At 69.3% G+C, this 13,148-nt stretch carries 13 protein-coding genes; 5 read left to right on the top strand and 8 right to left on the bottom strand.

Translation table 11 applies throughout. The features are described 5' to 3' along the window. Positions 1 to 350 precede the first annotated feature (350 nt). The 3 genes from G6N26_RS22895 to G6N26_RS22885 are packed head-to-tail and all read left to right on the top strand — an operon-like array spanning position 351 to position 3,719. The gene (locus tag G6N26_RS22895) at positions 351 to 1,538 is read left to right on the top strand and encodes an NAD(P)/FAD-dependent oxidoreductase (protein ID WP_083018735.1); all 1,188 of its coding nucleotides are present in this window, start codon (positions 351 to 353) and stop codon (positions 1,536 to 1,538) included. Beyond that, positions 1,535 to 2,446, top strand: coding sequence for an RNA polymerase sigma-70 factor (locus G6N26_RS22890; protein ID WP_067167729.1), 912 nt, complete (start codon positions 1,535 to 1,537; stop codon positions 2,444 to 2,446). Before G6N26_RS22895 ends, G6N26_RS22890 begins: the two co-directional genes overlap by 4 nt. Positions 2,447 to 2,462: 16 nt before the next feature. Further along, positions 2,463 to 3,719 carry an aminodeoxychorismate synthase component I gene (locus G6N26_RS22885; protein WP_083018737.1) on the top strand — a complete coding sequence of 419 codons (1,257 nt, stop codon included), beginning with the start codon at positions 2,463 to 2,465 and terminating at the stop codon, positions 3,717 to 3,719. A gap of 46 nt (positions 3,720 to 3,765) precedes the next feature. On the opposite strand, the gene rsmI is transcribed toward G6N26_RS22885, so the two are convergent. After that, the gene (gene rsmI / locus G6N26_RS22880) at positions 3,766 to 4,602 is read right to left on the bottom strand and encodes a 16S rRNA (cytidine(1402)-2'-O)-methyltransferase (RefSeq protein WP_067167733.1); all 837 of its coding nucleotides are present in this window, start codon (positions 4,600 to 4,602) and stop codon (positions 3,766 to 3,768) included. An 82-nt stretch (positions 4,603 to 4,684) separates the two neighbouring features. Between rsmI and G6N26_RS22875 the strand changes: the two genes are divergently transcribed. Beyond that, entirely contained in the window at positions 4,685 to 6,217 is a 1,533-nt protein-coding gene (locus G6N26_RS22875; protein ID WP_163648950.1) for a dolichyl-phosphate-mannose--protein mannosyltransferase, read from the top strand. A 73-nt stretch (positions 6,218 to 6,290) separates the two neighbouring features. On the opposite strand, the gene arcA is transcribed toward G6N26_RS22875, so the two are convergent. Next, positions 6,291 to 7,505 carry an arginine deiminase gene (gene arcA, locus G6N26_RS22870; RefSeq protein WP_083018742.1) on the bottom strand — a complete coding sequence of 405 codons (1,215 nt, stop codon included), beginning with the start codon at positions 7,503 to 7,505 and terminating at the stop codon, positions 6,291 to 6,293. 96 nt (positions 7,506 to 7,601) lie between these two features. Here arcA and G6N26_RS22865 point away from each other — a divergent pair, with 96 nt between their 5' ends. Continuing rightward, positions 7,602 to 8,198 carry an alpha-ketoglutarate-dependent dioxygenase AlkB family protein gene (locus tag G6N26_RS22865; RefSeq protein ID WP_179960254.1) on the top strand — a complete coding sequence of 199 codons (597 nt, stop codon included), beginning with the start codon at positions 7,602 to 7,604 and terminating at the stop codon, positions 8,196 to 8,198. A gap of 6 nt (positions 8,199 to 8,204) precedes the next feature. Here G6N26_RS22865 and G6N26_RS22860 read toward each other — a convergent pair whose 3' ends face one another. From G6N26_RS22860 to G6N26_RS22835, 6 genes are all read right to left on the bottom strand, one after another. Further along, the gene (locus tag G6N26_RS22860; protein WP_083018744.1) at positions 8,205 to 8,855 is read right to left on the bottom strand and encodes a DUF5642 family protein; all 651 of its coding nucleotides are present in this window, start codon (positions 8,853 to 8,855) and stop codon (positions 8,205 to 8,207) included. A 27-nt stretch (positions 8,856 to 8,882) separates the two neighbouring features. Then, the gene (locus G6N26_RS22855) at positions 8,883 to 9,569 is read right to left on the bottom strand and encodes a DUF5642 family protein (protein WP_083018746.1); all 687 of its coding nucleotides are present in this window, start codon (positions 9,567 to 9,569) and stop codon (positions 8,883 to 8,885) included. A gap of 202 nt (positions 9,570 to 9,771) precedes the next feature. Then, positions 9,772 to 10,722: a GNAT family N-acetyltransferase gene (locus G6N26_RS22850; protein WP_139799163.1), complete on the bottom strand. Its 951-nt coding sequence runs from the start codon at positions 10,720 to 10,722 to the stop codon at positions 9,772 to 9,774. A 232-nt stretch (positions 10,723 to 10,954) separates the two neighbouring features. Further along, positions 10,955 to 11,509 carry a D-glycero-alpha-D-manno-heptose-1,7-bisphosphate 7-phosphatase gene (locus G6N26_RS22845; protein ID WP_067167751.1) on the bottom strand — a complete coding sequence of 185 codons (555 nt, stop codon included), beginning with the start codon at positions 11,507 to 11,509 and terminating at the stop codon, positions 10,955 to 10,957. A gap of 8 nt (positions 11,510 to 11,517) precedes the next feature. Further along, positions 11,518 to 12,135 (bottom strand): D-sedoheptulose-7-phosphate isomerase, encoded by a 618-nt coding sequence (locus G6N26_RS22840; protein WP_179960253.1) that lies wholly within the window; start codon positions 12,133 to 12,135, stop codon positions 11,518 to 11,520. Further along, positions 12,123 to 13,139: a GHMP family kinase ATP-binding protein gene (locus G6N26_RS22835; RefSeq protein WP_067167755.1), complete on the bottom strand. Its 1,017-nt coding sequence runs from the start codon at positions 13,137 to 13,139 to the stop codon at positions 12,123 to 12,125. The genes G6N26_RS22840 and G6N26_RS22835 overlap by 13 nt, the downstream gene beginning before the upstream one ends. Positions 13,140 to 13,148 lie beyond the last annotated feature (9 nt).

Genomic DNA, 13,148 nt, shown 5'->3' with positions numbered 1-13,148 from the left:
ATCGCACCCGACGACAAACCCGACAGCGAAGGCCTGCGGCCGCTCGCAAAGATGGTCGTCGTCAAGGTTGCTTCTCCCAATACACACCGATGCGCAGTGAAGTGGCCCCACATTTCGCGGGATGTCTGGTGCGTGTATCCGGCCCGGGGGCGGGCCACGAATTGGCGTAGCGCAGCGTATCACGGGCGTTCCGGCGCCGCTTTGCCACAGCTCAGCGGGGGTGCGCTCGGCAACCGGGGACCGGCCGTCGCACGCGCGCAGTGAGACGGGTCACAATAACGGGCGACGTGTCACGCTCGGACGGTCTGCGGTGTCTCAAGGGCACAAGTCCTCACGAATAGGAGACAGCCATGACCGAAGCGGCCCACAGGAGAAGCCATGTCGTCGTTGTCGGCGGCGGATACGCCGGCACGCTGGCCGCCAACCATCTGCGCCGGCGCCCGGACATCGACATCACGCTGGTGAACCCCCGGCCCGAGTTCGTGGAGCGCATCCGGTTGCACCAGCTGGTCGCCGACTCCGGCACGGCGACCGCCGATTACGCGACGTTGCTCGGCGACGGGATACGGCTGATCGTCGACACGGTCGAGGCCATCGAGGCCGCCGGCCGGCGCGTCCTGCTGGCGTCGGGCGCCGAGCTGAACTACGACTACCTGATCTACGCCGTGGGCAGCACCGGCGCGACGCCCTCGATGGTCCCGGGCTTCGCCGAGTTCGCTCATTCGGTCGCCGACCTGGAAAGCGCGCGGCGACTGCACTACGCGCTCACCGATCTGCCGCTGCCCGCGCCCGTCACCGTGGTCGGCGGCGGCCTGACCGGCATCGAGACCGCCTCCGAGCTCGCCGAGCAGGGGCGTCCGGTGACCCTGGTCTGCGGTCCCGTCCTCGGCCCGTCGCTGAGCAAGCGCGGCCGGCGCTCGGTGGCCAAGCGGCTGCGGCGCCTCGAAGTCAACGTGCTGGAATCGGTCGCCGTGGCCGAGGTGCGCTGGGATCACGTGGTGCTCACCGACGGCGCCGTGCTGCCCAGCGCGGCCACCGTGTGGACGGCCGGATTCACCGTGCCCGACCTGGCCACGCGCAGCGGGCTGCGGACCGACCCGATGGGCCGGCTGCTCACCGACGAAACGCTCACCAGCATCGACGACGACCGCATCGTCGCCGCGGGTGACGCCGCCGCGCCCTCCGGCCAACCGTTGCGGATGAGCTGCCAGGCCGCCGGGCCGATGGGCGCCCAGGCCGCCAACACCGTGCTCGACCGCATCGCCGGAGAGGCGCCCGCGGCGCTGAGCCAGGCGTTCGTCGGACAATGCATCAGCCTGGGCCGCACGCACGCCACCTTCCAGCTGGCACGCACCGACGACACCCCGGTGAACATGTACCTCGGCGGCCGGGCGGCGGCGTCGCTCAAGGAGACGATCTGCAAGGGCACGCTGTGGGCGATCCGGCGCGAGGCCGCCAAACCGGGTTCGTATTTCTGGCTCAAGGGCGGCAAGCGGCCCGCGCAGTCCCCTGCCGACGAGCGGATCGCACTGCGATGACACGCGGGCCCACCGGCAGCGAGCACGCCGAACGGTTCACCCTGCTGCGGCCGCTGCTGTTCACCATCGCCTACGAGATGCTGGGCTCGGCGACCGAGGCCGACGACGTGCTGCAGGACAGCTACCTGCGGTGGTCGGCCGTCGACCTGGCCACGGTGCGCGACACCAAGTCCTACCTGGCCCAGCTGGTCACCCGGCAGGCGCTCAACGCGCTGCGGGCCGACGCCCGGCGGCGCGAGGAGTACGTGGGCCCGTGGCTGCCCGAGCCGCTGCTCCTCGACGAGCAGGATCCATCCACCGATGTCGTTCTGGCAGAGTCGATTTCGATGGCCATGCTGGTCCTGTTGGAGACGCTGAGCCCCGACGAGCGGGCGGTGTTCGTGCTGCGCGAGGTGTTCGGCTTCGACTACGGCGAGATCGCCCAGGCGGTGGGCAAACCGGCGCCCACCGTGCGACAGGTGGCGCACCGGGCTCGCGAACACGTGCGAGCCCGGCGCAAGCGGTTCGAGGCCGCGGACCCGGAGCGCACCGCGGAGATCACCACGCAGTTCCTGGCCGCGGCAGCCGGGGGTGACGTGGAAGCGTTGATGACGATGCTGGCCCCCGACGCCACCTGGACGGCCGACAGCGGCGGCGTGGTGAGCGCCGCTCGCCGGCCGGTCGTCGGCGCCGACAAGGTGGCCCGCGCGATCGCCGGGCTGATGCGCAGGGCCGCGGAGATGGCCACGCTGCGGGTGGAGATGGTGACCTGCAACGGCGCCCCGGCGGTGCTGCTGTACCTGGGCGACCAGCTCGAAGGCGTGATCACGGTGGAGATCGCCGACGACAAGATCACCAACTTCTACGTCATGCGCAACCCGCGCAAACTGGCGGCGCTGGCCACCGCTCGCGACATCAGCCGCGGCTGAGCGGCACACTGGGTCGGTGCGCATCGACCGGCTCGGCGATCTCGGCGCCGCACCCCAGGTGCTGCGCGCCGTCGGTGACGCCACGACCCGGCTCGGTCTGCCGCCGCCGGCCGCGCTGACCGGCGAGTGGTTCGGTGCCCTGGCGGTGATCGCGCCGAGTCTGTCGGTGGGCCCGGTGGACGTCGACGACGTGTTCGCCGTCGAGGTCTCGCGGACGCCGGAGCCGCACGCGGTGGGTGGCGGCTGGGTCGGCTACCTCTCGTATCCCGACCCCGGCGCCGACGCCCATCCGCACCGGATCCCCGAGGCCGCGGGCGGCTGGACGGACAGCGTGCTGCGCCGCGACCGCGACGGGCACTGGTGGTACGAAAGCCTGTCCGGCGCGCCGATGCCGGGCTGGCTTGCCACCGCGCTGGCCGCACCGGCGGCACCGGCGCGCGAGTGCCGGATCGACTGGGGCATCGCCGACCGGTCCGCGCACCGCGACGGGGTGCTTGCCTGCCTGGAAGCCATCCGGGCGGGCGAGGTCTACCAGGCATGCGTGTGCACCCAATTCACCGGCGCCGTCACCGGTTCCTCGCTGGACTTCTTCGTCGATGGCGTCGCTCGCACCTCTCCGGCCCGGGCAGCGTACGTCGCGGGCCCGTGGGGCGCGGTGGCGTCGCTGTCCCCGGAGCTTTTCCTGCGGCGGCGCGGGGCGGCCGTCACGTCCAGCCCGATCAAGGGCACCTTGCCGTTGGACGCCTGGCCGTCGGCGCTGCGCGCCTCGGCCAAAGAGGTGGCCGAAAACATCATGATCGTGGACCTGGTCCGCAACGATCTGGGCCGCGTGGCGATCGTCGGTTCGGTGACCGTGCCGGAGCTGTTGGTGGTGCGGCGCGCGCCGGGCGTGTGGCACCTCGTGTCCACGGTGGCGGCCCAGGTTCCGGTCGAGTTGCCGACGTCGGCGCTGTTGGACGCCACCTTCCCGCCGGCGTCGGTCACCGGGACACCCAAACATCGTGCCCGCCAACTGCTCTCGAAATGGGAACCGCACCGCCGGGGAATCTATTGCGGGACAATAGGATTGGCCTCCCCCGTCGCCGGCTGCGAACTCAACGTCGCGATCCGCACCGTCGAATTCGACGCCGGGGGCGGGGCGGTGCTCGGCGTCGGCGGCGGGATCACCGCCGATTCCGACCCCGACGCCGAGTGGGCCGAATGCCTGCACAAGGCGTCGCCCATCGTCGGGCTACCGTCGATCGCCGCGGCAACCCCGGCCGGCTTGTCCTGATGGCGGCGGCCCGCTGCGCCCGGCTCTGGCTGTGCGGCGACCGCCGCTAATCGCGGCGAGACTGCAGGACCGCGTCGTAGAGCTGGCGGGACCGCACTCCGGGATGGGCGGCGGCCACCTCGCCGCAGGCGTCCTTGACGCGGGCACCGCCCGCGACCAACTCCTCGACCTCGGCGACCAGCGACGGCAGGTCGGCGCGCGGGGTGGCACCGGCGAGCACCACGGTGATCTCGCCGAGCACACCGTCGGCCGCCCACGCCGCCAGCTCGTCGAGCGATCCGCGCACCACCTCTTCGTGCACCTTGGTCAGTTCCCGGCACACCGCGGCCCGGCGCGCGCCGCCGAGCCGTTCGACCGCGTCCTGCAAGCAGGCGGGCAACCGGCGCGGCGACTCGAAGAACACACAGGTGCGTCGCTCGTCGGCCAGCGAATCCAGCCAGGTTCGTCGCGCCGCTTTCTTGCGCGGCGCGAAACCCTCGAAGCAGAACTTCTCCGCCGGCAGGCCGGACAGGGCCAGCGCGGTCGTCACCGCCGAGGGCCCCGGCAGGCATCCCACCGGCAGGCCGGCCTCCACGCACGCGGTCACCAGCCGGAAGCCGGGGTCGTTGATCAGCGGCATCCCGGCGTCGCTGACCACCAGCACGGTCGCGCCGGCCGTGATCGCCTCGACCACCGAGTCCACTCGATTGGCCTCGACCCGGTCGAACATGCTGATGATCCGGCCGGCGATCTTCACGTCGAGGGCGTTGGCCAACGTCCGGACCCTGCGGGTGTCCTCGGCGGCCACCACGTCGGCCGTGGCCAGCGCGTCCAGGAGGCGGGGCGAGGCGTCCGAGGGCTGGCCCAAGGGGGTCGCGCCCAGCAACAGGCGGCCGGTGGTCATGGTCGACAGCCTACGATCGACACCGATGACTGCCCCGGCCCGCGAATCCCCCTTGAACGTCCAGGGCGCCGAAAAGGAGCGCGTGGTCCCCGTCGTCAGCCCGGGCCGGCGGGTGCCGGTGGCCGATTTCGGGCCGACCGATCACGTCCGCGGCTGGGTGGTGACCGGCGTGATCGCCGTGGTGGCCGCCGTTACCCGCTTCCTGAACCTGGGCTCGCCGACCGATGTCGGCACGCCGGTCTTCGACGAAAAGCACTATGCCCCGCAGGCCTGGCAGGCGCTGCACAACCACGGGGTGGAGGACAATCCGGGGTTCGGTCTGGTGGTCCACCCGCCGGTGGGCAAGCAACTCATCGCGATCGGCGAGGCGATCTTCGGCTACAGCGGCATCGGCTGGCGGTTCACCGGCGCATTGCTCGGCGTGGTGATGGTGGCGCTGGTGATGCGGATCGTCCGGCGCATCAGCCGCTCGACGCTGATCGGCGCGATCGCCGGAGTGCTGGTCATCTGCGACGGCGTCAGCTTTGTCGCCTCGCGCACGGCGCTGCTCGACGGCATCCTCACATTCTTCGTGGTCGCGGCGTTCGGCGCGCTGATCGTCGACCGCGACCAGGTGCGGCAGCGAATGCACGTCGTGCTGCTGCAGGGCCGCAATTTGGACACGGCATGGGGCCCGCGGCTGGGGGTGCGGTGGTGGCGCTTCGGCGCCGGGGTACTGCTCGGATTGGCTTGCGGCACAAAGTGGTCCGGCCTGTACTTCGTGGTGTTCTTCGCGCTGATGTCGCTGGCGTTCGACGTGGCCGCGCGGCGCCAGTATCAGGTCGACCGACCCTGGCTGGGGACGTTGCGACGCGACCTCATTCCCACCGGGTATGCGCTGGGCCTCATCCCGGTGTTGGTGTATCTGGCCGGCTATGCGCCATGGTTCGCCTCGGAGACGGCCATCGATCGCCACGAGGTGGGCCAGACGATCGGCCCGCATTCGGTGATCCCGCTACCCGACGCGATCCGGTCGCTGTGGCACTACTCCGCCAAGGCTTTTCAATTCCACGCGAGCTTGACGAATTCGGCCGGCAACCATCACCCGTGGGAGTCGAAGCCGTGGAGCTGGCCGATGTCATTGCGGCCGGTGCTCTACGCCATCGACGAGCAGAACGTGCCGGGATGTGGCGCGCAGTCCTGCGTCAAGGCCGAGATGCTGGTGGGGACGCCGGCGATGTGGTGGGTGGCGGTGCCGGTGTTGATCTTCGCGCTGTGGCGCATGCTGGTGCGCCGCGACTGGCGTTATGCCGCTGTGCTGGTGGGCTATTGCGCGGGGTGGCTGCCATGGTTCGCCGACATCGATCGGCAGATGTACTTCTTCTACGCGGCGACGATGGCACCGTTTCTGGTGATGGCCATCGCGCTGATTTGCGGCGACATCCTGTACACGCCTGGAGCGCCCGCGCGGGGCCCGGGGGTGAACGCGGAGCGACGCACGCTGGGACTGATCGCCGTCTGCGCCTATGTGGCGTTGGTGGTGACGAACTTCGCCTGGCTGTTCCCGGTGCTGACGGGCCTGCCGATTTCGCAGCAGACGTGGAACATGGAGATCTGGCTGCCGAGCTGGCGCTGATGCCTGTGCCGCGAGACTGCAACTAGCGACGGGGTCTCTCGGGAAATACGTTGCCAGTTATAGGTGCGCGGTGCTATGAAATTGCGTCGCGGCTGACGGGGCACGACATGCAGCGCGGGCCGCCGCGGCCGGTGCCCAGTTCGGAGCCCGCGATGGTCAGCACTTCGATGCCGGCCTCCTGCAGGCGAATATTGGTCTGCGCGTTGCGTTCATAGGCGACGACGACACCGGGCGCCAACGCTAACGTGTTGTTGCCGTCGTCCCATTGCTCGCGTTCGGCGACGATCGGGTCGAGCCCGGTGTCGATGACGCGCAGCTTGTCGATCTCCATCGCCTTGGCGGCGCCCTCCAGGAAGGGGACCTCGTCGCTGATGGCGACCCCGTCGGGCGTGCGCTGGATGGTGAACGCCGACAGCGTGTCGACGATGTTCGCGTACATCACCACCGTGTCGGTGTCGACCATCGTGCACACCGTGTCCAGATGCATCTGTGCGCGCCGCTGGGCGATCGGCACCGCGAGCACCGTATGCGCGAGGTCGTCGTCAAACAGACTGCGGGCCAACGCTTCCGCACCGGCGGGCGTCGTGCGCTCGCCCACCCCTACCGCGACGACCCCGGGAGCGAGCAGCAGCACGTCGCCACCTTCGACGGGTGCGGTGCGCGACTCGTAGGCCCGGCGCACCCCGGTGAACCGCGGATGATGGGCATAGATGAGATCGGTCAACGACGCCTCACGGACCCGGGCCCGCAGCGCCAGCGTCGGGATCACCACCCGCGGGCCGATCCAGATCGACGAGTCGCGGGTGAACACCAGGTTCGGCAGAGGCTCGATGACGAAGTCGCCCCCGTGGTGCATGCGCAGCACCAACGACACGTCGGTGCGGGTGTCCGCGGGCAACTCGTTGAACGTCATGCCGGCCATCAGGACCTGCGCCAGCCGGGCCGGCTCCAGCCCTCGCAGGTAGGACGAAAGCTCTTGCGCCAGTGGAACTCCGAGCCGGCGCGCGTCCACGGCGGCCGCGACGCCCTGCATCCGCGCGGCCCCGCTGTGCGTCAGCGCTTCGGTGAGCAGGTCCGACAGCAACAGCACCTCGACCCCGCGGGAACGCAGCACCTCGGCGAACTGGTCGTGCTCGTCCTGCGCGCGGGCGACCCATGGAAGGCCGTCGAAGAGCAGCTGGTCGACGTTGCGCGGGTTGAGTCGGAGCAACTCGGCGCCCGGACGGTGCACGATGACCGTGCGCAGCGCGCCGACCTCGGAGTTGGTGCCCAGCTCAACCTCACCCACAACTCAACCGTAGCGGCGGCGGGGGCCGGACGATCGCGTCACACGCCCGCCGCGCGGGCCCGCGCCATCGAACGGATGTGCGATAAACTGGGTCGCGTGGAGGTTGCGGTCCAAGGCTCCCTGTTCCAGCACACCGAGCGCAGGCAGCTCGGTGACGGCGCGTTCATCGAAATCCGCGCCGGCTGGCTGACGGAGGCGGATGACCTGCTCGACGCCTTGTTGTCGACCGTGCCGTGGCGCGAGGAACGCCGGCAGATGTACGACCGAGTGGTCGACGTACCTCGGCTGGTGAGCTTTCACGACCTCACGGTCGACGATCCGCCGCATCCGATGCTGGCTCGCCTGCGGCGCCGGCTCAACGACATCTACGCCGGCGAGCTCGGTGAGCCGTTCACCACGGTGGGGTTGTGCTGCTATCGCGACGGCTCCGACAGCGTGGCCTGGCATGGCGACACGATCGGCCGCAGCAGTTCCGAGGACACCATGGTGGCGATCGTCAGCCTGGGCGCAACGCGCGCGTTCGCGATGCGGCGCCGCGGCGGCGGCCCGTCGCTGCGGCTGCCGCAAGCGCACGGGGATCTGCTGGTGATGGGTGGGTCATGCCAACGGACCTGGGAGCACGCCGTGCCCAAGACGGCGGCGCCCGTCGGGCCTCGGGTGAGCATCCAGTTCCGGCCGCGCGGCGTGCGCTAGCCGACGTTAGGCACGCACCGACGTCACCGCTTTGACGAGCAGGTCGCGCGCGCGTTGGGTATCGACCGGGGCGACGGGCTGATCGGGAATCACCAGCGGGTTGGCGATGACGATCACCTGGTAGTCGCCGAATGAGGCCGAATAGTCGAATAACTCGCCGGTGCGTGGGCCGCCGGGGGTCAGCGCCTGCATGACGCGATGCACACCCAGGGTGCGGGTGCTGTCGATCTGCGGCACCTCGACCACCTGGAAGCCGCCGCGCAGCTGCGGGCCGGCGAAGGTCACCTTTTGGCAGTCCTTCCCGGGATCGTTGACGGGCAACGCTTTTGAGGTCTCCAGCGCGATCACCACAAACCGGTTGCCGCGGCCCTCGGCGGTGACCGCGGACATGTTGCCCTGCACGTCGGCCGGCATGTCCGGCCCGGCCGCCACTTTCGCGCAGTTCGCGGGATCGAACGTCAACCCGCCGGGCAGTTTTCGGCCGGCCAGCAGTTTGGGATCGATTCCCCGTTCGCTGATGTCGCTGACCTTGAAATCGGGTCCGAAGCTGGACTTGACGTCGGCCACCTTGTTGATGTCGACCTTCGCGTCGTGAGTGGCCGACGAGCACCCGGCCAGGACGCAGACGGCCGCGACCGCGAGCAACAACTTGGACATCGTGGCCAATCTACCCAAGCGGATGGTTCAGCTGCGCAACGTGGACACCGTTTTGGCGAGCAGATCCGCGGCGAATTGCGGCGGCAGCACCGGAAGCGCTGAACCCGGATCGGTGGTCAGCGTCGTGAACGCGTAAAAGTTGCCGAGATACGCGGTGAATGTGTAGACGCGCGAATCTATTTCGGTGCCCGACTCGACCGATGACTTGACGTCGGTGACCATGCCGACGGTTGGGACACCGTCGATGTGCGGCGCATCGGTGAGGTGGGCGTGCGCGACGGTGTTCCCGGCGGTCTCCGACCATCGGGGACACGCGGTGAGCAGGTCCTCCGGGAAGTCCACCGGCCCCTGCAAACCGACCACCACCGCGTTGACGATGCCGCCGCTGCCCGAGCCCGACACGCCCTGCGCCGATTGGTCGCGCCCGTTGCCGGGGTCGGCCAGCGCCCCGCATTTGGCCGGCTTGGACTGGAGGTCGTCGCCCAGGCTCCAGATCACCCTCGGCGAGGCGGCGCTGGGGATTCCGGTGCTCACCTCGTAACCGGGCGGCAGGTCGCGGACGATCCGTTTGATGTTGGCGGGGTTGACCGTGGTGTTGCTCGGCGACGGCTTTGCCGGAACGGCCGAAGGTTTGGGTGCGGGTGGATGAGCGCACCCGGCGACGGCCAACGTGAGCGCGGTAGTCAGCGCCGGGCCAATCCCGAACGGCCGCATGAGGAGTTGATAGCACAGGAGGCCGCCATACCGTCTCCCCCACGCCAATGCCGGTGCCGGTCGAATAACTTCCGTCGCACGAACAGCTGCTGGGTAGGACGACGTCATCCTCAAGGTGCTAGCGCCTACGCCAGCGGATTCGGAAGTCACCTAATGGCTCGGAGCCTGACCACGCGGATGGAGCACTACGCCGGCGCCGGTCTCAGCCGACCGCCTCGATCAGCTGCCGGGCCACGCGTCTGATCTGCTCGGCCTCGTCGCGACCGAACGGCAGGTGGTGCGGGTGCGGCACGTCGATCACGGTAGTGATCACGCCGATGTCTTCGCGCTGCCAGACGGCGCCGTAGCGGTCCATGATCGCGCGCATCGGCCCATTGTCGGAAAGCATTCGCGCGGAGAATCTTTCGATGCCACCGACGTCGGCGGCGATGGACAGTGCGCTGATCAAATAGGTACCGATACCGCGGCCCTGGTAGGCGTCGGCGACGGTGAAGGCGATCTCGGCGACCGTCGGGTCGTTCTGGTCGCGCACGAAGCGCGCGTCGGCCACCGGGTCGCTGCCGTCGGTGACCACCCACACGAAGTGATCGACGTAGTCGACCTCCGACAGGTAGTGCATCAACGCCGGGGTGGGCAGCCGCGGGGTCATGAAGCGCCGATACAGCGTGTCGCTGGAGAAGTAGATGTGTCCGTGCACGGTGCGCTCGCTGTCGCCGGGCAGCACCGGGCGCAGCAACAGCAGTGTGCCGTCACGAACCCGGATCGGGATCGGCGTGATGAACGCGGCGAGACGCTGGCGCACGGTGCGCAGCAGTCGCGGCGTGATGCCCGGGATGTGCACCATGCTGGCGAAGGACCGCGTGTCACCGACCCAGCCGGTCAGCGGTTCGGCGGCGGTCACCGTCGCGGTGCGGGGGATGTCGCGCAGCAGGGCAATCTCGCCGACGATGGTGCCCGGGGAGGCGTGCTCGACGATCACCACGCCGTCGTCACCGACGTGTTTGATCTCGGCGGTACCCGAGGAGATCAGCAGGAACGAGACGGCCTGCTCCCCCTGCCGCATCAGCACCTCGCCGGCCGCGGCGCGCAGGGGCTGCAGGCGGCCCGCCAGCGGCGCAAGGTCTTCGGCGGGACATCCCTTGAAGATGTCCATCGTCGCCAGCTCGTCCACCCGGGCGCCGGTCAGTCCGGCCACCGCTATGGACCGCCGCCGCCCGCAGCATCGCGACACCGCTGAGCGCGTCGCGATGCTGCCATGACCTGTCCCGCCTGCCTGCCCTCGTCTGGTGCGCCAGGCCCGAGACTCCTGGACGCGGTCGGATGTTGCCCAGGTTATGAGCAGGTTGCGACCGCGGCAAGGATCCGCGGCGTGTTCATGAACCGAACTAGAGCGCCGCTTGGGCGCTCAAAATCAGTTCGACGGCAGCGGCGAGGTCGTCGACCACGATGTCGGCGTCGACGGACGCCCCGCCGCCGGAGCGAAGCAAGATGGTCGCCGTTCCCGCCGCCCGGCCCGCCCTCATGTCGGTGTCGCTGTCCCCGATCATGACCGATTCGGTCAATTCGAAGCCGTGTTCGGTCGCCGCGCGCAACAACATGCCGGTGCCGGGTTTGCGGCAGTCGCAACTGTTGGTCGCGTGCGGACAGTGGTAGGCGGCATCGATCCGGGCGCCTTCGCCCGCGAGCAGTTGTTGCAGGCGGTCCTGGACGGCGGTGAAATGTGTTGGATCGGAGGCGGGTTCGGAGAGCCACCGCTGGTTGGTCACCAGCACGGTCCGCAGTCCCGCGGTGTTCAGGGCGGCCAGCGCCGTGGCCGCGCCCGGCAACAGCTCCAGTTCCGCGGGTGATCGGATGTACTCGCCCTCGGCTGCCTTGACGTTGATGGTGCCGTCGCGGTCCAGGAAGACGGTGCGCACGTTGCGCAGATCGGCTGCGGTCATCGCCGATGTCAGGAGGGCCCGGGAAACAATGCCGCTTCGACCATTTCGCAAATGGAGTGGCCCAGGTGCAGGCATGCCTCCTGAACCCGCGCGGTGTCCTCGCTGGGAACCCGGATGCAGATTTTCGCGACGTCGGCCACCTTGCCGCCGCGTGCGCCGGTGAGCGTGACGGTCGTCATCCCCACCTGACCGGCGACCTCGAGCGCGCGGACGACGTTGGGAGAGTTGCCCGACGTGGTCAGCCCGATCACGACGTCCCCTGGGCGCCCGGTGGCGAGGACCTGGCGGGCGAACACCTCGTCGTAGGAGTAGTCGTTGCCGATCGCCGTCATGGCCGCCGTGGCGTCGGGCAGGCTGATCGCGGCCAGCCCAGGACGGTCAAACGCATAGCGGCCCATGAGTTCTGCCGCCAGGTGCCCGGCGTCTTGCGCCGATCCGCCGTTGCCGAAGAAGATCACCTTTCCCCCGGCGCGCAGCGAGTCGATGATCGCGCGCGCCACCTCGACGGTCTGCGCGGCGCACTCACCCTGCTGCATCTGCTGCTTGACCGCGATGGTCTCGGCCAAGCGCTGCTGGACCAGCTCCACGCTGGGTGAGACGGCGTCCGAGCCGGTCATGCCAGCCATGTCGTCAATCCCTTGCTCTCGAAGGCGAATTCGGTGACGCCGGCCTGTGCGCCCTCGAGCGCTTCGATGAGCCGGTGCTTTTTGGCGAAGTCACAAAACAGCAGGATGTATCCCCCACCGCCGGCGCCGGTGAGCTTGCCGCCCAGCGCACCGTTTTTCAGGGCCAGCTCGTAGAGGTCGTCGATGCGTTCGTTGGTGATGTAGGGCGACATGCGTTTCTTCTGCATCCACGCCTCGCCCAGCAGCGCGCCGAAGTCGTTCAGCTTGCCCGTCAGCAGCGCGGCCTTCATCGCGACCGCCAGGTCCTTCTGGGCCCGCAGGCCCGCCAAGGTGTCATCGGAACCCGTTGTGGCGCGGTGCGTTTGGTCCTCGATCACGCGGGCCGAGTCGCGGGTAATGCCCGTGTAGCACAGCAGCAGGCTGAGCTCGAGTTCGAAGGCGGTCTCGTCGCGGATCCGCAGCGGATTGACGATCACCCGGTCGGTGAATTCGATGAAGTTGAATCCGCCGAACGTCGCGGCGTACATGTCTTGCATGCCGCCCGCGATGCCGAGGTCGTCGCGTTCGATGGCACACGCCAGCTGGGCCGTCTCGTATTCGCCCATGGGCACCCGGTAGTGCTCGGCGAGCAGGCCGGTCAACGCGACCATCATCGTCGACGACGAGCCCAGCCCCGAGCCCGGCGGCGCGCTGGAACGCAGTACCAGGTCGTAGCCGTCCGTGCCGTCCCGGCCGAACCGGCGCACCGCGGCCTTGATCAGATCGAGGCTGCCGTCATAGAGGATCTCGCTGTCGAGCGTCATCTCGTGCGTGGTCTTGAAGTCCACCGATTCGATGCTGACCCGGCGATCGGTGCGCGGGGCAAGCGATCCCTGGGCGTAGCGATCGATGGTCGCCGACAGGACGCATCCGCCTTCGGTCGTCGGGAACGGTGGCACGTCGGTGCCGCCGCCGGCGAACGAAATCCGCAGCGGCGCCCGTGCGCGGATTCGTGGACGTGTCATGGGGATTCA

Source organism: Mycobacterium marseillense, from assembly GCF_010731675.1.
GTDB classification, from domain to species: Bacteria; Actinomycetota; Actinomycetes; order Mycobacteriales; family Mycobacteriaceae; genus Mycobacterium; species Mycobacterium marseillense.
The sequence above is the reverse complement of the archived record's forward strand: the minus strand, read 5'-3'. Positions and strand labels throughout refer to the sequence as shown.